Source organism: Nesterenkonia sp. LB17, from assembly GCF_022565915.1.
GTDB lineage: Bacteria > Actinomycetota > Actinomycetes > Actinomycetales > Micrococcaceae > Nesterenkonia.
The window spans coordinates 222,096-241,839 of the sequence record NZ_JAJOYX010000002.1 but is presented as its reverse complement, the minus strand read 5'-3'; the positions used below and the strand labels follow the sequence as shown (position 1 = coordinate 241,839).

At 67.5% G+C, this 19,744-nt stretch carries 17 protein-coding genes; 7 read left to right on the top strand and 10 right to left on the bottom strand.

What is annotated here, in order from left to right; all coding sequences use genetic code 11:
- The first annotated feature begins 55 nt into the window (after positions 1-55).
- The 4 genes from LTH96_RS04880 (at position 56) to LTH96_RS04865 (ending at position 3,708) form a co-directional block, all read left to right on the top strand.
- Positions 56-1,027 (top strand): DMT family transporter, encoded by a 972-nt coding sequence (locus tag LTH96_RS04880; protein ID WP_241464633.1) that lies wholly within the window; start codon positions 56-58, stop codon positions 1,025-1,027.
- Between the two features lie 160 nt (positions 1,028-1,187).
- Positions 1,188-1,367, top strand: a complete 180-nt coding sequence (locus tag LTH96_RS04875) for a hypothetical protein (protein WP_241464632.1) — start codon at positions 1,188-1,190, stop codon at positions 1,365-1,367.
- A 33-nt stretch (positions 1,368-1,400) separates the two neighbouring features.
- Positions 1,401-3,125: a DNA-3-methyladenine glycosylase 2 family protein gene (locus LTH96_RS04870; protein WP_241464631.1), complete on the top strand. Its 1,725-nt coding sequence runs from the start codon at positions 1,401-1,403 to the stop codon at positions 3,123-3,125.
- Entirely contained in the window at positions 3,112-3,708 is a 597-nt protein-coding gene (locus tag LTH96_RS04865) for a methylated-DNA--[protein]-cysteine S-methyltransferase (RefSeq protein WP_241464630.1), read from the top strand. Before LTH96_RS04870 ends, LTH96_RS04865 begins: the two co-directional genes overlap by 14 nt.
- On the opposite strand, the gene LTH96_RS04860 is transcribed toward LTH96_RS04865, so the two are convergent.
- Entirely contained in the window at positions 3,626-6,931 is a 3,306-nt protein-coding gene (locus LTH96_RS04860; protein WP_255727998.1) for a DNA polymerase III subunit alpha, read from the bottom strand. The two genes, LTH96_RS04865 and LTH96_RS04860, sit on opposite strands and share 83 nt — an antisense overlap.
- On the bottom strand, positions 6,928-7,278 hold the full coding sequence (locus tag LTH96_RS04855; protein WP_241464628.1) for a hypothetical protein: 351 nt from the start codon (positions 7,276-7,278) through the stop codon (positions 6,928-6,930). The genes LTH96_RS04860 and LTH96_RS04855 overlap by 4 nt, the downstream gene beginning before the upstream one ends.
- A gap of 277 nt (positions 7,279-7,555) precedes the next feature.
- Here LTH96_RS04855 and LTH96_RS04850 point away from each other — a divergent pair, with 277 nt between their 5' ends.
- Entirely contained in the window at positions 7,556-8,065 is a 510-nt protein-coding gene (locus LTH96_RS04850; protein WP_241464627.1) for a DUF805 domain-containing protein, read from the top strand.
- Between the two features lie 403 nt (positions 8,066-8,468).
- Here the strand turns inward: LTH96_RS04850 and LTH96_RS04845 are convergent, their stop codons facing one another.
- The 4 genes from LTH96_RS04845 to LTH96_RS04830 all read right to left on the bottom strand — a co-directional run bounded on the left by LTH96_RS04845 (position 8,469) and on the right by LTH96_RS04830 (position 12,554).
- Positions 8,469-8,981: a flavodoxin domain-containing protein gene (locus LTH96_RS04845; protein ID WP_241464626.1), complete on the bottom strand. Its 513-nt coding sequence runs from the start codon at positions 8,979-8,981 to the stop codon at positions 8,469-8,471.
- Between the two features lie 279 nt (positions 8,982-9,260).
- Positions 9,261-10,751, bottom strand: a complete 1,491-nt coding sequence (locus LTH96_RS04840) for an NCS2 family permease (protein ID WP_241464625.1) — start codon at positions 10,749-10,751, stop codon at positions 9,261-9,263.
- 64 nt (positions 10,752-10,815) lie between these two features.
- Positions 10,816-12,090 (bottom strand): ion channel protein, encoded by a 1,275-nt coding sequence (locus LTH96_RS04835; protein ID WP_241464624.1) that lies wholly within the window; start codon positions 12,088-12,090, stop codon positions 10,816-10,818.
- A gap of 50 nt (positions 12,091-12,140) precedes the next feature.
- Positions 12,141-12,554 (bottom strand): phage holin family protein, encoded by a 414-nt coding sequence (locus LTH96_RS04830; RefSeq protein ID WP_241464623.1) that lies wholly within the window; start codon positions 12,552-12,554, stop codon positions 12,141-12,143.
- A 192-nt stretch (positions 12,555-12,746) separates the two neighbouring features.
- Here LTH96_RS04830 and LTH96_RS04825 point away from each other — a divergent pair, with 192 nt between their 5' ends.
- A complete protein-coding gene (locus LTH96_RS04825; RefSeq protein WP_241464622.1) occupies positions 12,747-14,012 on the top strand; it encodes a phosphatidylserine/phosphatidylglycerophosphate/cardiolipin synthase family protein in 1,266 nt (421 codons plus the stop codon).
- Between the two features lie 4 nt (positions 14,013-14,016).
- Here LTH96_RS04825 and LTH96_RS04820 read toward each other — a convergent pair whose 3' ends face one another.
- The 3 genes from LTH96_RS04820 to LTH96_RS04810 are packed head-to-tail and all read right to left on the bottom strand — an operon-like array spanning position 14,017 to position 17,325.
- Complete coding sequence (locus tag LTH96_RS04820) at positions 14,017-14,910, bottom strand: oxidoreductase (protein ID WP_241464621.1); 894 nt, start codon at positions 14,908-14,910, stop codon at positions 14,017-14,019.
- Between the two features lie 55 nt (positions 14,911-14,965).
- A complete protein-coding gene (locus LTH96_RS04815) occupies positions 14,966-15,700 on the bottom strand; it encodes a response regulator (RefSeq protein WP_241464620.1) in 735 nt (244 codons plus the stop codon).
- Positions 15,697-17,325, bottom strand: a complete 1,629-nt coding sequence (locus LTH96_RS04810; protein WP_241464619.1) for a sensor histidine kinase — start codon at positions 17,323-17,325, stop codon at positions 15,697-15,699. The genes LTH96_RS04815 and LTH96_RS04810 overlap by 4 nt, the downstream gene beginning before the upstream one ends.
- A 204-nt stretch (positions 17,326-17,529) precedes the next feature.
- Here LTH96_RS04810 and LTH96_RS04805 point away from each other — a divergent pair, with 204 nt between their 5' ends.
- Entirely contained in the window at positions 17,530-19,005 is a 1,476-nt protein-coding gene (locus LTH96_RS04805) for a CitMHS family transporter (protein WP_241464618.1), read from the top strand.
- A gap of 43 nt (positions 19,006-19,048) precedes the next feature.
- Here LTH96_RS04805 and LTH96_RS04800 read toward each other — a convergent pair whose 3' ends face one another.
- Positions 19,049-19,606 (bottom strand): dihydrofolate reductase family protein, encoded by a 558-nt coding sequence (locus tag LTH96_RS04800; RefSeq protein ID WP_241464617.1) that lies wholly within the window; start codon positions 19,604-19,606, stop codon positions 19,049-19,051.
- Positions 19,607-19,744 lie beyond the last annotated feature (138 nt).

The window sequence follows — 19,744 nt, the reverse complement described above, 5'->3', positions numbered from 1 at the left end:
TGTTCCGACACCGGACCACGCCTCCGCCCTCGATCATCGACCAGGAACCACTCTGATGCTCCCCTACCTGTTGATGGTCATGGTCGTGATCTTCTACGCGGGAAACATTCTGGTCGGAGAGGCGCTCAACGATCTGCCGCCGCTGACCATCGCGTTTTCCCGACTGGCCGTCGCTTTTCTCTGCCTCGTGCCTCTGGCGGCCAGGACGGCGTGGCGATCCAGAGGCCTGTTCCTCCACGAGTGGAAGCCGCTGCTGCTGCTCACCCTGACCGGCGTCGCGTTCTTCAACACCTTCATCTACGCCGCTCTCCAGTTCACCTCCTCGACGAATGTCTCGGTGCTGGAGACCCTGATTCCCGCGCTGACTCTGGCGCTGAGCGCCCTGGTGCTGCGGGAAAGGCTGTATGCGCTGCAATGGTCAGGGTTGGCGCTGTCGATCCTCGGGGCGCTGTGGGTGATCACCGATGGTCAGATCTTCGCCCTGGCACAGCTGGAGTGGAACATCGGTGACGGAATCATGATCGGGGCGGTCGCGTCCTGGGCGGTCTATTCGCTGGCCGTCACGCGCTACCTCAGTCTGTTTCCCACCTTCAGCGTGCTTCTGGTGATGACCGGGCTCGCCGCGGTGATCCTGGCGCCGTTGGTCGTCATCGAATGGGCGGTGCTCGGGGTGCCGGCCTTCAGCGCGGCCGAACACCTTCCGGGTCTGATCTACCTGGGAGTCTTTCCCGGCCTGCTCGCCCTGTTCTTCTACAACCGCGCGGTCCAGCAGCTCGGTGCCTCCCGCGCCTCCATCTTCTTGAACTTCCTTCCGGTCGCCACGATGGCCGGCGCGGTGCTGTGGCTCGACGCCCAGCTGACGCTGCCCAAGATCACCGGTGCGCTCGTCGTCGTTCTGGGGGTCTTCATCACCACCCGGGCGGGCAGGCGCCCACCCCTTTCGCGGAGCCGGACTCACAGACTGGCGCATCCCAGCAGCCGCGAGGGACTGCGTGAAACCTTCAGACCACCAGAGGAGCAAACATGACCAACAGCGACCGCAGAGATGATCGGACCTTCTCCGAAGCGGCTCCGAAGTCGCCGCAGCAGCTGGCCTCGCCCAAGGCTTCCAGCGAGCCTGTGCCTTTGCGTCGCGCGGGAGCTGGGGCGGGGCAGGGACAGGAGGCGACGCTCCGACAGGCGCAGTGGTGGGCATATTCTTCACCGTCTTCTACGTCATGCAGTTCAGTCCAGCGGTGCTCTCCGAGGGGTGTCTCGAGGTCAGTCCCTTCGTCGATGCGGTGAGCTGCCTGGCCCTCACGGCGCTGCCCCGCGTGTTCCTCCGCGCAGGATCGGGCAAGGCCACGGCCAGGTCCGATTCCCGCTAGCTTTCCGCGTGCGCGAGAGGTGGAATGGAAGACATGGACCAGGAGGAAGTATTCGAGCGCCGCTACCGGGCCGTGAGGTCCCGGGATCGCCGCTTCGACGGGCAGTTCTACACCGCGGTCTCCTCCACGAGGATCTACTGCCGCCCCTCCTGCCCGGCGCAGACCCCGAAGCCTGAGAACATCACCTTCTACTCCACCTCCGCCGCCGCACACGAGCACGGCTACCGGGCCTGCAAACGGTGCCTGCCCGAGGCTGCCCCGGGCACCCCGGAGTGGAACACTCGCCAAGACCTGGCCGGCCGCGCCATGCGGCTGATCCGCGAAGGCACGATGAACGACGGCGGAGTGGAGGCCCTCAGTGCACGGCTCGGTTACAGCAGCCGTCACCTGCACCGAACCCTGAGCGCCGAACTGGGGGCGGGACCACTGGCGCTGGCCCGGGCCCACCGGATCCACCTGGCTCGCAGTCTGCTGGTCGGCACGTCCCTGCCGATCACCGAGATCGCCTTCGCTTCCGGGTTCTCCTCGGTGCGCCAGTTCAACGACACGGCGCGAAGTGTCCTCGGCGCGGCGCCCCGGGAGATCCGCCAGCGAGCCCACCGGTCCGCCGGCACCGCCCGGGAGTCCGCAGAAGCCGGCGGGTCCAGCGGGTTCACCGAATCGAGTCTGGTCCGCCCGTTCGGCGCCGATTCGCCTCCTGCTCAGCGCCTTGCCCTGCGCCTCGCCCTGCCGGTGCGGGACCCCTTCAACGCGGTGGCGCTCTTCACCTTCCTGGCTGAACGTGCGATCCCCGGTGTGGAGTTCACCCAGCTCGACGGCGAGGCGCTGGTCTACGCGCGCACCCTGCGGCTGGCCCACGGACCGGCCGCGATCCAGGTCACCGCAACCCCGGCCAGCCCAGGCCAAGCCCGGGACGACCCTGCACCCTCATGCGTGCACTGGCGACTGCACCTGGAGTGTGAACTCAGCGCCTGGGCGGATATTCCCGCCGCCGTCGCCGTGGCGCGTCGGCTCTTCGACCTCGACGCCGACCCGCTCGCCGTCGGCGCCGCACTCTCCACCGACCCCGCGCTGGCTCCCCTGGTCGCCCGCTCCCCCGGGCTGCGGATCCCTGGCACCGCCGATGGCCCGGAATACCTGATCCGCGCCATCGTGGGCCAACAGATCTCGGTGGCGGCCGCCCGCACGCATCTGAGCCGGCTCGTCGACGCGCTGGGCACCGAGCACGCGTCGTCCTTCGCGGGGCTGTCCCGGCTGTTCCCCACCGCGGAGCAGATCTCCGCCGGGGTCTCGGCGCCGCCGTCGCGCGCCGGTTCCGCCCCGCCAGCCCTGGACCCGGAACGGCCGCTGCGACTGCCCGCCCGCTCCATCACCACCGTGCGCACCGCGGCGGCGGCCCTGACCAGCGGAGCGCTCGGCGTGCACCAGGGGGCAGACACCCGGGAGCTGCATGATCAGCTCACCGCCATGCCGGGCATCGGGCAGTGGACCGCCTCCTACCTGATGCTGCGCGTGCTGGGCGACCCTGATGTCTGGATGACCGGCGACGTCGTCCTGCTCAACGGCGCCAAGAAGCTCGGCCTGCTGGAGCCGGGGCTGAACAAGGCTGCCGCGCATCGAACTCTGGAGTCTCATGCCCGGCGCTGGTCGCCCTGGCGGTCCTACGCCGCGATGCATCTGTGGCAGGCGGCAGCCACCCCACCAGCTCACACCCACCACGTCATGCCTGAAAGGACTCTTCAGCATGAGAATCCTTGACACAAGATTGCAGCATGTCAGTCTCACAACTCCCGATGGACCTTTCAGCGTGGTGTCTGATGACAGTCACGTCCTGGCCTCCGGATGGACCTGGGATATCACCTCCCTGGTTGAGCTGATCCATCCCGAGCTGCGGGAACGCACCGGCCACAGGAATCCCGCACCGGATGCTGAGACTCCGCAGCCACCTGGTCCTTCGGTGCTGGACCAGGCGGTCGAGGCGGTGGAGGCCTATTACGCCGGTGACACCTCCGCCGTGGACAGCGTCCCGGTGCAGCAGCGCTCGGGACCCTTCCGTGAACACGCCTGGGAGGTGCTGCGCCAGGTGGCGCCGGGAGCCCCGCTGACCTACGCCGGGTACGCCCAGCGAGCGGGACGTCCTGCGGCGGTCCGAGCGGCGGCCGGGGCCTGCGCGATGAACGCGGCGGCGCTGTTCGTGCCCTGCCATCGGGTCATCCGCACCGACGGCGGGCTCGGCGGCTTCCGCTACGGGGTGCAGATCAAGCAGAGCCTGCTGCAGCGGGAAGCCGCCCCGGCACGGTCTCCCCACGCAGATCCCAGGCGCGGGTCGCCTGCACGGTGACCGCCCGCGGTCCGGTGCGCCGAATGGTGCCCTCGGCGATCAGCATCTTCGCCGCGAAGAGACACTCCCCGGTGTTGCGCTGGGCCTCCTCGAAGAAGCTCAGGTCCACGCAGCCGGTGCCGTCGTCGAGGGTGATGAACACGACCCGTTTGCCCGAGGCCATCGGCGGGGTCTGGGTGGCCACCCGGATCCCGGCGACCCGGACGGTGGCGCCGTTGCGCAGGGACAGCAGGTCTTCGGCGAAGGTGACCCCGGCGGCCTGCAGCACCGGGTGATGGAAGTCCATCACGTGCCCGCTGGTGTCCAGCGAGGTCAGGTCCAGCTCGGTGGTGACGATCTCCCGGGCCTCCAGCTCCCCCGCACCGGTGGGCATGTTCGCGATCTCCACGTCCCCGATGGGCAGCGACAGCTGACCCTGGACCTGGCGCACCGGCAGCTTCTTGGCGTACTCCAGGTTGGTGGACTCCACCCACTGGATGAGGTCCTTGCGGTTCTTCCGACCCTCCGGCAGCAGGCAGTCCAGGGCGCCCACCTTGGCCAGATCGCGCAGCGTGGAGCGTTTCAACCGGGACCGGTCGCGCAGGTCCGCCAGCGAGGCGAAGGGCTGCTCCGCCTCGATCCGGCGCAGCTCGGCCTTGGAGATCCCCTTCAGCCCGATCAGCGACATCCGGATACCCCACACCGGCAGCCCCGCCACCGAGGTCGCCTCCACGTGGTAGCTGCTGGTGGAGCGGTTGACGTCCATCGGCAGCAGCGGGATCTTCAGCCGGCGGGCCTCGGAGACCAGCAGCCGCAGCGGGTACATGCCCGGGTCATGTTCGAAGAGTCCACAGAGGAAGTGCGCGGGGTGATGGGTCTTCAGCCAGGCCGACTGGTAGGTGGGCACGGCGAAGGCCGCCCCGTGGGCCTTGCAGAATCCGAAGCTGCCGAAGCTGAGCAGGATCTCCCAGACCCGGTCGATCACCGCGGCGGAGTAGCCGCGCTTGACCGTCTCCTCGCGGAAGAAGATCTCCACGGGTCCTGACTTGTCCTTGCTCATCGCGCGGCGCAGCTCATCGGCCACGTCCAGGCCGCAGCCGGTCATGGTGTCGAAGATCCGCAGCACCTGTTCGTGGAAGACCACCACCCCGTAGGTCTCGTCGAGGATCTCGGCCAGATCGGGGTGCGGGTAGCCCACCGTCTCGTAGCCGTGGCGGCGTTCCAGGTAGGGCTTGACCATGCCAGAGCCCATGGGCCCGGGGCGGAACAGCGAGATGTCCACCACCAGGTCATTGAGCGTCTTGGGCACCAGCTTGCCGATCAGCTCGCGCTGCCCGGGGCTCTCGATCTGGAAGCAGCCCAGGGTATGGGTGGATTGGATCATCGCGAAGGTCGCGGGATCGGCATAGTCCACGTCTTTGACCATGTCGATCACCTCCCCGGTGGTGCGTTCGAGCTCGGTGAGGGCATAGGCGATCGCCGACTGCATCCGCACCCCGAGGATGTCGAGCTTGATGAACCCCATCGGGTCCATATCGTCCTTGTCGAACTGGCTCATCGGCAGCCCGTTGACGCCCGAGCGCTCCACCGGGGTGAGCTTGAGCAGGTTGTCGTTGCCCAGGATCACGCCGCAGGGGTGGGTGGAGATGTGCCGAGGCAGCCGGTCCAGGCGTTCGGAGAGGTCCACCAGCAGGTCCAGCTGCTGGCGTCCGGAGCTGCGTTCGGTCTCGATCCGCTCGGCCAGGCTCTGCAGCTCGGGCTTCTCCTGAAGGGCGCGGCGGAACTCCCGGGCGGGGAAGCGCCACATGATCTCCGCCAGCTGGTCGATCTCCTCCTCGGGGAGCCCCAGTGCGAGCCCGGCGTCCCGGACCGCGCCGCGGATCCGGTAGGCGTTCTGCATGCTCATCAGGGTGACCCGCTGGGCCCCGAAGCGTCTGAACACGGCTCGGTAGATCCGGTGCCGCTCGGAGGACTCCACGTCGATGTCGATATCGGGAAGGGTGGAGCGCCGGCGGGAGAGGAAGCGTTCGAAGATCAGTCCGTGCTGCAGCGGATCGATGGGGCTGATCCCCAGCGCGTGGACCACCAGCGAGGAGACCGCCGAGCCGCGGGCCGCGGCACGGACCCCCATCTCGCGGATCAGCCGGGCCACCTCGGCCACGGTCAAGAAATAGGGGGCGAAGCCGAGGTCGGCGATGATGCTCAGCTCGTGCTCCAGCCGCGCCCGGGCCACACCCGCGCTTCTCTGGCCAGCGCTCGCTTCGGCCGCGCTCTCCTGGGCGAGCATCTCCGCCAGGCCTGCTTCGCAGCGGGCGCGCAGCTCCTCATCCGGATCTCCCTCGATCCCGATCACGGAGGTCTCGGGCACCTTGGGCTGGCCCCAGCCCATGTCCGTGACCGGATCCAGCTGGCACTGGCGCCCCAGCGCCTCGGTGTTGATCAGCAGCTCCTCGGCCGGGATCGGGGTGCTGCTGGCCGCGCAGATCTCTGCGGCCAGTGCCTTCATCTCCGCGGCCGGTTTCAGCCAGCCCTGATCGGTGGGCTGCAGCGCCGAGGTGCTGTGCAGGTCCGAGAGCACCCGCACGGCGTCCAACACATCAGCGGTGGCGGCCTCATCGGTGCTCAGCAGCCGCACCGCATTGGTCAGCACCGGGGTGACCCGGCTGACCTGGGCCGCGCTGAGCATCCGGACCGCATGGGCGGTGGACAGCGGCTCCCCCGGAGGCGCCAGATGGGAGACGACCTCCACCCGCAGCGCCTCGCCGAGCACCTCACGCCATTGGCGCAGCAGTGCCCGGGTGCTGCGGTAATCCCGTGAGGCCGCGGCGGCACCGATCTCGCTCTCCGGCCCGGCCAGGACGAACAGCCGACGGCGCACCTGGCCCTCCCCGGGTGACCCGCACTCGGCCAGATCCTGCAGGGTCACCCGGGCGGCCTCGCCCTGCGGGCGTTCGTGGGCGCGGGAGATCAGCTGACACAGCGCCGCATACCCTCCGGAGGCATTGCTGGCGAGGACCACGGCCCGGCCGCGGTCCTCCACGGCAAGGCTGACCCCGAGGATCGGTGCGATGCCCAGGTCGATGCAGGCGCCGAGGTGCTTGACCGCCCCGTAGAGCCCGTCACGATCGGTGATGGCCAGCGCCGTCATCTCATCCGCCGCGGCGGCGGCCACCAGTTCCTCAGGCCGATTGGTGCCGTAGTGGCTGCTGAAGGAGCTGGCCACATTCAGGTGGGTGAAGGTCAATGGACCCGCACCAGACGCCAGCGCCCGGAGGCCAGATGCCGGCTGACATCAATGGTGTGCACCTCGGCGGCCTCGGTGCGGGATGTGGCTTCAAGCTGGACCTGCAGCCGCCAGATCTCATGAGCCACCAGTCCGGGGCGACCTCGCTCGGCACGGGGCTCCTCCAGCCACCAGCTGCGCCGCTGATACCAGCGGACAGGGGCTTCGACCACGAGGTGCCTCCGCTCTTTCCAGATCACCCGATGGGGCAGGAACTGCTCGTCGCATTCAACATCGATGGATTCGGTGAGCGTCACCGCTCCGCGGCGGGGTGCTCGGTCGGCTTCGGGACGAATAACAGTGGACATGGGCATGCTCCCTCTTTCATGTCTCCAAGAGGTATGACGAAGCCGATGGGAAGCCCGGAAGCCTCATCGTATTCGAACATACATTCGATAGCAACAGAGGTGAGCCTAGGACCGGGCACGGACACGGGTCACTGCACGGCAGCCGTCCCGCATGAGATCGGCCAAAAAAGTCAATAGGACCAAAGACTCTTTATTTCATGACAAAAAACGATCAGAGTGTGCTCAATCGAGACGGTCTCTCGACCCTTTCTCCGCATGAGCAGATCGAGGAGGTGCAATGCAGTCATACGCCGGTCAGACCACGTGGCCAGTGGGCGATGTCTACGGGCCAGACGCGACACTCTCGTCCTTCTTCGAGAACTACGTCCAGTTCAGGGGCTACTCCACCCGCCCGGAGTTCTGGTGGCCCTTCCTGTTCCTGATCCTCGTCCACGCCGCCATCGGGATGACGGCCATCATCACCATCAGCACACTGTTCGCCCAAGATATAGTGACCGACGCGCAGAACCTCTTCGGGATCGCTGGCTTCTCCCCCAGCGTCTGGCTCGAAGGCTTCGGCGCGGTCTTCGCAGCCGCCATCCTCTGCCTGCATCTGCTCATCGCGGCGCTCACCATCCCCCCGCTGCTCGCTGTCACCTGGCGCCGACTCCACGACTCCGGGCTCCCCGGGTCGATGTTCTTCCTCGGGTTCATTCCCATCGTCGGATGGTTCGTGGTGCTGGTCCTCCTCATGCGGGCCTCCGCCCCGGAGAAGCACCACGCAGAGTTCTCAGCCGCCTGGTATTGACGTCATCGTCCCGGCATGGACCTGGCCTGAGCCACTCACCGGGCCCGCGAGCAGGCGAGCTGGCGAACCAGCGGTGAAGACGATCGTCGGGATGAGCACGGCCAGCCACGGCAGGGCCCACCACCACAGACCCAGGGCCAGCAGTCCCAGTTTGAAGAGTACGACCCCGCTGAGGCCGAGGAGAGCCTGCGGCGTGGGTTCCGTGACAGCGCCGATACTCCGATCACGGCTTCATAACCCACGCCCAGCACAGCGCCCCAGACCTGCGGGTGCGCACCAAAGGTGCGGTCCCACAGATCGTGAAGCACGCCGAACCTCCAGGGCGAGAGGTCCGCGAGCCAGGTCCCGAGCATCGAATAGACCTCAGGCTTCACCGGGACCAGAAGCGCGAGGGACGCTCCGATCAGGCCACACGGGAGCTCTCCGGCAGCCGCTGAGCCAGCTCGGCACCCCATTTCGTGGCTCGGTCGATCTCCCCGGGCAGGACGGGGCCCTCATAGCCCTCGACGTAGAAGCTCTCTGGTTTCGCAAGCAGCGAGGCGCCGCGGCTGCGCAGCAGCTTCGCGGCCTTCTTGCTGGCCGCACCTGGGAGGTTCGGATGGCGGACATGGGTGTCGAACACCGCGACCGGCAGGTGGACGTCGCCGGCGGCGCTGATCCACTCCCGAAGTCCCGTCTCCCCGGGGTGTCCGCCACGCCTAGCGGCCTCCTCGCGAGTCTGTGGTCGGCTCAGCCCGAAGGCATGGGTCGGGGCGCCGACGACGAGCAGGTCGGCTTTGACCATGTCGGCAGGCGGGGCGAAGCTGACATCGAGGACCATCCCGATATCAATGGTGGCGGCCAGTCCCTCCGCCACCGCCTCGGCGATGATCTTGGTGTTTCCCCACGCGGACTCGTAGACGATGACAGCATCCATGATGTCGTTCTCCTTTCAGGGCCCATCTTCTCGCCGCCGCTCAGGAGGGCACCAGGACCTTAAGTCCCATGTTCCGTGACAGCTGCGGATACGCGGCGCTGTGCCCGGTCGGGACTTCGGGAGGCTCGGATCTGGTGCCGGAGCCTCAGCGACCGTGTCGAAGACGCGATCCACCGACGCGTTGATCCGGATGCTTCCCGTGACCCGTGCCACGCTCACATGCCAGGCGAGCCGCACGCCGCAGGACCACGTTGCACGCATGCCCGTTCTGCAGCGGGGTCAGCCGACTCCCAGAGCCTCCTGGATGGGCCCGGAGATGAAATAGAGCACGAACAGCGCCGCGGTGACGTACATCAGCGGGTGCACCTCACGCCATTTGCCGCGGAAGACCTTGATCGCCACGTAGCTGATGAATCCTGCGCCGATGCCGTTGGTGATCGAGTAGGAGAAGGGCATGACCACGATGGTCATGAAGGCGGGGATCGCCATCTCCACATCGGTCCAGTCGATCCGCACGATCTGCTGCATCATCAGGAAGCCGACCAGCACCAGGGTGGCTGAGGCCGCCTCGGTGGGGATCACGGCGGCCAGCGGGGCCAGCACGATGGTGGCCAGGAAGAGCACGCCGGTGACCACGTTGGCCAGACCGGTCCGCGCGCCGTCGCCCACGCCAACGGTGGACTCGATGAACCCTGAGTTCACCGAGGTGGAGCCCACGCCGCCACCGATGGTGCCCACCGCGTCGGCGACCATGATCCGGCGGGAGTGCGGGATCTCGCCGTCGGCGTCCTTGATCCCGCCGGCGTTGGAGACGCCCACCATCGTGCCCAGCAGGTCGAAGAAGTTGGCCAGCAGCAGGGTGAAGATCGCGAGGGTGGCCGCGACCACGCCGATGCTCTGCCAGGAGCCCAGCAGGTTGAAGTCACCGATCAGGCTCAGATCCGGCATGGTCAGCCAGTCCTGGTTCAGCGTCGGGACGGTCAGGCCCCAGCCGTAGGGGTTCTCGGTGCCGTCTGCGGCAGTCTGCGGACCGATGCGGAACACCGATTCCAGGGTGATCGCGAGCACCGTGGCGCCCACGATCGAGTAGAGGATCGCGCCGCGAACCTTCGCGGCCCACATGGCGAACAGGGCGAACATCGCGATGAGGAAGATGAAGATGGGCCAGCCGAAGAGGGAGCCGCCGACGCCGAGCTCCAGTCCGGTGCCCTGATTGTTCTGGATGAAGCCGGCGTTGACCATGCCGATCAGGGCGATGAAGAGCCCGATGCCCACGCTGATCGCGATCTTCAGCGCGCCGGGGACGGCGTTGAAGATGGCGGAGCGGAAGCCGGTGAGCACCAGGACCAGCAGGATCACACCTTCGATGACCACCAGTCCCATGGCATCGGCCCAGGTCATGCCCGGGAGCACGACGATGCCGTAGGTGATGAAGGCCGAGAGCCCCAGCGAGGAGGAGACGGCCATCGGGAACTTGCCGATCACGCCCATCAGGATGGTCATCAGACCAGAGATCAGTGAGGTCGCGGCGGCGACGGCGGGCAGGTTCGGTTCCGAGCCGCCGCCGAGGAAGTTCCCGGTGGAGTCGGCTGAGGCACCGATGATCAGCGGGTTCAACACGATGATGTAGGACATCGCGAAGAAGGTGGCCAGTCCGCCGCGCACCTCCCGACCGATGCTCGAGCCGCGGGCGGTGATGTGGAAATACCGGTCGAGGGTCCCGAGCTGCCGGGGCGCGGAAGTCTGGGAGGCGGGGGTCTGAGTGCTCACGGAGCACTACCTTATTGCCCCGTGAGTAGTTCCGACCAACGGAACTCACCAGACGAGACCGGAGTCACGCGGATACCTGATGATCCGCCGTGGGAACCAGCATCTTCGGTGCGCCCATGACGAGGAGCCACACGGGCAGGACCACCACGCACAGGACGGCCAGAACCGAGATGTCCCCGACCACGACGACGGCGATGAACAGCGCGATCCACCCGTCGCGGGATTCGGCGAGCACGGCCCCGAGGATCCCGCAGGCGAGCGCCAGACCCAGCGGGACCTCGGGCATGAGCGACTGAGCCACGAGGCCCACCGCTGCTCCGATGAAGACCGCAGGGAAGATGCGGCCTCCGCGGAATCCGGCCGTGGCTGCCACGAGCAGCGCCGTCAGCTTGACCGCAACGATGAGCAGCAGCTCTGCGGTGGTCAGGTCCTCGGCACCTCGGATGAGATCTGCCATCTGCTGGCCGCCCTTGAACAGCGTCACCGGCCCGCCGAGCGCGCCGAGTCCCCCGAGGATGACTCCGCCCAACGTGGTGTAGAGCAGCGGGCTCCGCAGCCTGCGAAAACTCTCATGCAGCGCCCTGAAGACGGAGGCCCCTGCGAGAATGACCAGCGCGGCGGCACAGGCGACGAGCGCGCCGGTCAGGAGATCCGACGGATGCGGCGCCCCGAGGGGCGGCATGTCCGTGGCCCCGAACTGGGGGCCGTCGAGCATGCGCACCGTCAGGGAGCCGGTCGCCGCGGCGAGGAGCGGCAGGAAGAGTCTGTCCCAGAGCGCGCCCCCGGTGTTGGCAGCCGCCACTACTCCGGTCAATACCAGCGCGGCGGCCACCGGCGTTCCAAACAGGGCCCCGATGGTTCCCGCAGCCGTCATCAGCATCACGAGCTTCACGTCGATGCGCGGCCAGAATCTCACGATCAGCGCCACCAGTATGGCCGTGTTGATCGCGATGATGGGCGATTCTGGACCGAGGCTGACGCCTCCGGCCAGCACCAGCAGGCTCACGAGGATGAGTCCCGGCACGGCGGCGAGCGGCAGCGGCGGCGCCAGCAGCTCCACGGTGGCAGAGTCACGTCCGCCGCGACCAGGGGCGAAGGTACAGACGACCCCGACCGCCAGACCCACCCCGCTCAGGACCGCAAAGATCCACCAACCCGAGTCGGGATCAAGGTTGAACAGGCCGGGGAGGTCCACCCATAGGACGTGTTCAAGCAGGTGAGCTGTTCCCTCCACGAGGAACAGCCCCAGCGCCGAGACGACACCGATGAGGATCGCCGGGACCGACAGTCTCAGCAGCGTGGTCGCGGTCGGCGTCGCCTGGCTGTTCACACCGGGCATCGCTCCGGGCTCCTTCTGTTCAGGACCACCGGTGCCACCGGCCGCTGGGCTCATGCGAGGGCTTGGCGGATGTTCTTCTCCTCAGCGCGCTTGTCCCACCAGCGCTTGAGCACGAGGTACCCGAGTATCCATGTGCCCAGAGCCGTGATGATCCAGACCACCAGAGGCGTCAAGATCCACGCCATCGGCGTAGAGAGCGTGAGACCGTCCGTCACGAGGGTCGCAACCCATACGGCCAGAAGGGTTGAGACCAGGCCGACCGCGCCGAGGATTGCGGAGGCGTACTGGCGGGCCATGTTGAACACGAACGGACCCAGGATGGCCTGCGCCAGGACGAAGACGACGACGGCGGTGACGAATCCCGCCGGCTGGAGGGTCACACCATCGATCAAGGTTCCGGCCACCAGCATTGCGACGGCGGCCATCACCACATTGATCGCGGCCTGAAGCAACATGCGCACCATGACAGGCTCTCTTCCGGGTGCGGCCGGCTGGGTCCAACTGGCCGGAACCCTGTGTAGAAGGTGACACGGACCCAGTCGATGACTCCATGAGAGACCCTGGCGGCCACCAGGTCAAGAGGTGTCGGCTGGCGGGGCATCCAGTGTGACGCGTCCACCACGTGTGTGAATGCTCCGGCCAATTAGAGTGGCTCCATGAGCTTCCTGATGCACAAGCGACACCTCGTCAGCCGTCGGTCTCCGCGCAAGACTCTTCCGCTTGCGGTCGCGGCCTCCGCCCTGGCGGTTCCGACGGTGGCGGCACTCTCGGTGGTGGCGGTGGATCTCTTCAAGCACGGCCAGCGCAAGGATCGGGACGCTCCCCGCCCAGGAACGTTCCACACCGAGGTCGAAGAGTCCCCGATGCGCATCTACACCGATGGTGAAGCGCTCTATGGGGACATGCTCGAGGCCATCGGCGCGGCAGAAGATTCGGTTCTGATGAAGACCTATATCTGGAAGAACGATGAGGTCGGCCAGCAGTTCATCGACGCCTTCAACGCGGCGGCTCGTCGCGGAGTGGAGGTGTTCATCATCTATGACGGATTCGCGAACCTCGTGGTGCCGCGTTCCTTCTACGCGCAGCTCGATGAGGACATCCGGGTCTATCGCATGCCGGCGGCGGGACGAAGCTTCTGGAAGGCTCCCATTCGGTCCACAGGCTTCAATCACTCCAAGATCCTCGTCGTCGACGACGCGGTCGGTTTCGTCGGCGGATACAACATCGGCTCTCTCTACGCGAAGAAATGGCGCGACACCCACCTCCGCGAGGTGGGCCCCGCCGTCTGGGGGCTCCGCCAGACCATCGCGCGACTGTGGAACGAGGATCGACCCGCGGCGGAGCGGATTTCTTGGATCGCCCCGGACAGCTGGGATCCGTCGGTCCGCGTCGTCGCCAATCTGCCGGTGGACCTGGTGTACCCGATCCGCAACATGTACCTGAAGGCCATCGAGCGAGCCAACGAGCGGATCTGGATCTCGACCCCCTACTTCATCCCGGACCAGCAGATCCTGCGAGCATTGAAGCTCGCCGCGGAGCGCGGCGTGGACGTGCAGGTCATGGTGCCCAAGGATTCGAACCACGTGCTCGCGGACTGGGTGTCCCGAGGCTTCTTCGGGGAGATGCTCGATTCCGGCATCTCGATCCTGCTCTACGCGAGCAGCATGATGCATTCGAAGACCGCGACGATCGACGGCGAGTGGTCAACGATCGGCACGGCCAACATCGACAGATTGTCGCTGTCCTTCAACTACGAGTCCAACGTCGAAGTCATCGACCCAGGGTTCGCCGCCGAGATGGAGAAGGTCTTCCAGAGCGACAGCGAGCACTGCGAGGTCGTGAGTGCTGATACCTGGCGGGAACGCCACCCGATGGCGCGCGCGACGGAGTGGGCGCTGATCCCGCTGCGGCCGGTGCTCTGATCCGCTACTCCGGGTCCAGACCGAAGCCGACGCCGGTGAGCTCCTCTGAGGCCTCCCAGAGCCTGTGCGCCAAAGCGGGGTCGCTGGCCTTCGATGAGCGCCCGACCAGGCAAGGACTGCCGTGCAGCTCCCATCGCCCGTCGGGACCGACGTAGCTGGCCCCTGGCAGGTCCTGAGTCGCGGCAAACAACGTGGGCACAGCACCTTGTTCACTGGTCTGCGCCAAGAGCCGTCCGGCGAGATTGACCGTGGCCACCAGCGGCCTGCTGCGCCCCTGTATGCCGAGATTCGTGTCGGAATACCCGGGATGCGAGGCCTGCGACTGCACCGCGGACCCGGACCGGCGCAGCCTACGCTCCAACTCAAGGGTGAAGAGCAGGTTCGCAAGCTTCGACTGACCGTAGGTCTCGGCGAGCGAGTATCGGCGGGTGCGCAGCGCGAGGTCCTCGAAGTAGATGTCGCCGGCCCGGTGCGCCCCGGAGGCGAGGGTGACGACCCGGTCGCGCAGATGCGGCAGCAGTAGATTCGTCAGCGCGAAATGCCCCAGATGATTCGTGCCGAACTGCAGGTCAAAGCCGTCCTTGGTCACCGCACCTCGACCTCCCGCGACCCCCGCATTGTTGATCAGCAGGTCCAGCGGGCCGTTCCAGGATCGAGCGAAGGCCCGCACCGAAGACAGGTCGGCCAGATCGAGATGGCGAACCTCGGTGCTGCCGGACATGGTCGCCGCAGCCGTGCGCCCGCGCTGAGTGTCACGCACCCCCAGCACCACATGGGCCCCGGCCTGGGCCAGGGCGGTCGCCGTCGCGAACCCGACCCCGCTGGTGGCACCGGTCACGACTGCCGTGCGCCCGTGAAGCACCGGAAGGTCTGCCGCGGTCCAGCTCTGCATGTCCATGGCTTGAGCCTAGTCAGCCCGGGATCAACTCAGACACCTCGGAGCAGCGACACCCTCAGGGCACCCACGTATAGCGGTGCTCCGGCCGCCCGGCCTGGCCGTAGCGCAGGGCGAGCTCCGCCCGGCCTTCCGCGCACAGATGCTCTAGGTACCGGCGGGCGGTGACCCGGGCGATCCCGGTGATCTCGGAGACCTCGACGGCAGAGACGTCGCCGTCTCGCGAGCGCAGCGCCTCCGCCACCCGCTCGGCGGTGGCGGGAGTCAGGCCTTTGGCCATGGACCGTGAGGCCATGGGCCGTGTCATCCCGAAGAGCGCGTCGACGTCGTTCTGGGTGACGGTGGACATCGCCGCCATCCGCTTGCGCGCGGCGGCGTATCGTTCGAGCTGATCACGCAGCTGGCGCAGCGGGAAGGGCTTGATCAGGTAATGCAGCGCACCCAGCGCCATGGCCGTGCGCACATGCTCGACGTCGCGCAGCGCAGTGATCAGCACGACGTCGACGACGCCCACCTCGCGCAGCCATGCGGAGCTCCTGAGCTCCTCGAGCACCGTCAGCCCTGTGCGATCGGGCAGGAAGAGGTCAAGCAGCACCAGGCCTGGCCGGTGCCGACGCACCGCTTCCAGCGCTTCCGCGGCGGTGTGCGCGGTGGCCACCACGGTGAACCCGGGCATCGAGTCGACCAGGTCGCGGTGGTTCCGGGCCACGCGCACGTCGTCATCGACGATCAGCACCGGAATCGGGGCGGCTGACCCAGGCCCGCCGGAGGTCATGCCGGTGGAGGTGCTCATGCGCTGATCACCTCCGCTCGCACCGGCAGGTAGGCGCAGAAGGTGGTCTCGTCCTCGTGTTCCACCGTCACCGACCCGCCGCGTCGCATGCAGGCCTGGTGCACCAGCGCCAGGCCCAGGCCGCGCCGTCCGGAGGGGTCCTTGGTAGAACGTCCGATGCTGAAGACCTCTTCGGCGATCTCAGGGGCCAGGCCGGGACCTGAGTCGATGACCCTGACCTCCACGAGCCCGTCGGTGACCCCGCCGTGGCGCCGGACCATCAGCTCCACCCGAGCATCCGCACGAGCGTCCGCGCCGGCCGCGTCCATGGCATTGTCGATCAGGTTGCCGATCACCAGCAGCAGGTCATCACGCAGATCCTGGGGCTGATCCGAGGGCAGCTGGGAAAGCTCAGAGAGGCTGAACTGCACTCCGCGTTCAGCGGCCTGGACCGATTTGGCAAGCACCAGCGCCGCCACGGTCATGTCCTCGATCCGGGCGGCGATCTCCGCGTCGGCGCCGGAGGTGGCCAGGGAGAGCTCGGAGAGGTATTCCTGGGCCTGGTCCACGCCGCCCAGCTCGAGCATCCCTGCGACGGTGTGCAGCCTGTTGGCGAATTCGTGCCGCTGGGCGCGCAGCCCGTCGGTGACGGTGCGGGCGCCGTCGAGCTGGTCGCTGAGCCGGGTGAGCTCGGTGCGGTCGCGCAGGGTGACGACGACGCCGCCGTCGTCCTCGCGCACCCGCACCGGCCTGCGGTTGCAGACCAGGATCAGCCCGTCCACGCTCAGCAGCAGGTCCTCCCCCGGCTCCGGACCGGTCAGCACCACCTGGGCCTCGGCGCTGAGGCCCAGCTGCGCGGGGGTGCGGCCGAGGTGATCGGGGGGCAGGCGAAGCAGCTCGCGGGCCGGGGTGTTGGCCAGCACCACGCGTCCGTCGCGGTCCAGGCCGATCACACCTTCGCCGATGGCATGCAGCAGCGCCTCCCGGCCGTCGAGCAGCGCCGTGATCTCACGCGGCTCCAGGCCATGGGTGTCGGCGCGAAGCCGTCGGGCGAGCATTCGGGCGCCGACCGCGCCGATGCCGACGGCGAGCGCCGCGGCCCCGAGGATCAGCGGGAGCTCCTGGATGGAGGCGAGCCGCACCTCGGAGGCGAGCACGCCCACCGAGACGAAGCCGATGACCTCTTCGGCGTCGTTGGTGATCGGCACCCGGGCGCGCATGGTGAGCCCGGCGTGGCCGTGCTCCACACCGGTCCAGGTCTGCCCGGCCAGCACGGGGGTGGGATCCAGCTCTGGGCGTCCGCCGATCGCCTCAGGGTCCGGGTGGGACTGCCGGATGCCGTCGGCGTCAGCGATCATGATGTATTCATACCCGCTGGCGACCCGCAGCGTCTCCGCCCAGGGCGCCAGGATCTCCGCGGGGTCTTGGGTCTGCAGCGCGTCCTGAACCGTGGCCATGACTGCCACAGATTCGGCCATGGTGAGCACCCGCTCCTCGTACTGCGCGCGGACCTCCAGGTACTGGTTGATCCCCCAGAGCAGGCTGACCAGGGTCACCGCGCCGACGAGCAGCATGATGTTCCAGCGGAAGAGCCGGTGGGCCAGGGAGACCTCACGGGTGGCAGCGGGCGCGGGCGATGACTCCATGGGCACTGCTCCCTCCTGGCGCTGCGGGTCTGTGTTGATCGTTGCGCTGATGGTGCCGCGCAACACCGATCCATGAGACCAATATGACCAATATTGCGTGGACATGCACAAAACTGTGGGCCCGATCACATCCGTTCCATGCTGTCACGTGGCTCACATCTCTGCCGCTGATCGATCCCCACACCCGCATCGAGGAGAAAAATCATGCTCAGCCTAATCGGCCTGGCAGTGATCGTCACCATGACGACGCTGCTGATCATGGGGCGCATCGCCCCGATCGTCGGACTGACCGTGATCCCCTTTGCGGGCGCGCTCCTGGCCGGCTTCACCTTCACCGAGATCGGTGACTTCTTCGGCGAAGGCATCGGCTCGGTGCTCGACGTCGCGGTGATGCTGATCTTCGCGATCTTGTTCTTCGGCATCATGAACCAGGCCGGGCTCTTCGACCCGCTGGTGCGGCTCACCGTGCGCCTGACCCGCGGCAACGTGATCGCCATCTGCGTGGGCACGGTCCTGCTTGCAGCGGTCTGCCACCTCGACGGTGCTGGCGCCTCGACCTTCCTGATCGTGATCCCGGCCCTGCTGCCGCTCTACCGGCACTTGGGCATGAGCCCCTACCTGCTGCTGCTGCTGGCCGGGATGAGCATGGGTGTGCTGAACATGCTCCCCTGGGGCGGACCTGTGGCGCGTTCCGCCGCCGTCGTCGACATGGATCCGATCGAACTCTGGCGCGGCCTGATCCCGGTGCAGATCCTCTGCCTGGTGATGCTCGTGGTGACCGCGGTCCTGCTGGGTCTGCGCGAGCAGCGCCGGATCGCCGCCCGCGGCGGAGCCCCGGTTGACGCCGAGACCCGCTCCGGTGGACAGAGCGAGGACCGGGTCGAGGAGCGCGAGCTCGTCTCCGCGTCGACCTCCAGCACCAGCAGCACCGCCGGTGGAACCCCTCGGGGCACGACCTCGGGCCGCACGAGCAGCACCCCACCGGCCGGCACGGCCGCCGATCAGTACAGCGGCGAGGCCGATGACCTCTGGGGCGGGAACGAGACCGGCGTGACGACCCCGCGGTGGCGCATGATCGTGAACACGGTCCTGGTCCTGGGCATGCTCGCCCTGCTGGTCTCGGACCTGCTGCCGGCCCCGCTGGCCTTCATGCTCGGCCTCAGCGCCGCCCTGGTGATCAACCACCCCAAGGTCAGCGACCAGATGGAGGCGCTGAAGGTCAACGGCGGGGCCGCCGTCACCACCGGCGCGATCGTGCTCGCCGCCGGCTGCTTCCTGGGCATCCTCGAGGAGTCGGGCATGTTGGAATCCCTCGCCACCGACGCCGTCGCGATCCTTCCCGCCGCCCTGGTCCCCTACCTGCATCTGATCGTCGGAGTCTTCGGCCTGCCGCTGGAGCTGCTGCTCAGCACCGACGCCCACTACTTCGCACTGCTGCCGGTGGTGGAGGGCGTCTCCACCCAGGCCGGCGTGAGCACCATCGCAGTGGTCTATGCGGTGCTGGTGGGCAACATCATCGGCACCTTCATCAGCCCGTTCTCTGCCGCGCTGTGGCTGGCGCTCGGGCTGGCAGGCTGCGACATCGGCAAGCACATCCGTTACTCCTTCGTGCCGATGTGGATCTTCTCGGTGGTCGCCCTGGTGCTCGCCCTGGTGCTCGGCCTGATCCCCTGGAGCTGACCGGGTCCGCGGGGCAGGTCAGCAGGTCCGGCAGCGGGGCAGGTCAGCGGGTCCGGTAGCGGGCGTAGATGAGCCCGACGTCGAAGCTGCGCTGCTCCACCAGCTCCAGGTCCAGGCGGATGCCGTCGGGGAAGAACCGCTTGCCTCCGCCCACCACGCTGGAGGTGATGAACAGGTGGTACTCATCGACCAGGCCCGCCTTGATCGCCTGGGCGGCGAGGTTCGGGCCGTCCACGCTGAGGTCGTGATCTGACTCGGCCTTGAGCCGGCGCACCGCCTCGGGGTCGAAGCTGCGCTCGAGTCGGGTCTTCGCACTGGAGACCGACTCGAGCGTGGTCGAATACACGATCTTCTCGGCCGCCTGCCAGTCGAGGGCGTACTGGCGGATGTGCGGCGGGATGTCGGGCAACGTGTGGGCGGTCTCCCAGAAGAGCATCGTCTCGTAGACCCGGCGGCCGTAGAGGAACGTGCGCACCGGGCGGAAGAGGTCCCCGATGAAGGTGTGCACCTCCGGGCTCTCCGCTCCGGTGCCCAGATCCCCCTCTGCGGCCTCGGCGTAGCCGTCGAGTGAGGTGATCATCGAATAGATCAGCTTGGCCATGGTCCGCTCCGTGTCTGTGTCCGAGGCAGTGTCGAATTCGAGGGAGTTGGGTTCCAGGCCAGACTGCGAGTCGGGCCGTCTCGGGTCAAGGGAGACCGGCCGTTCCCTCTCGTCACCCCAGCGCTATATGATGGATTT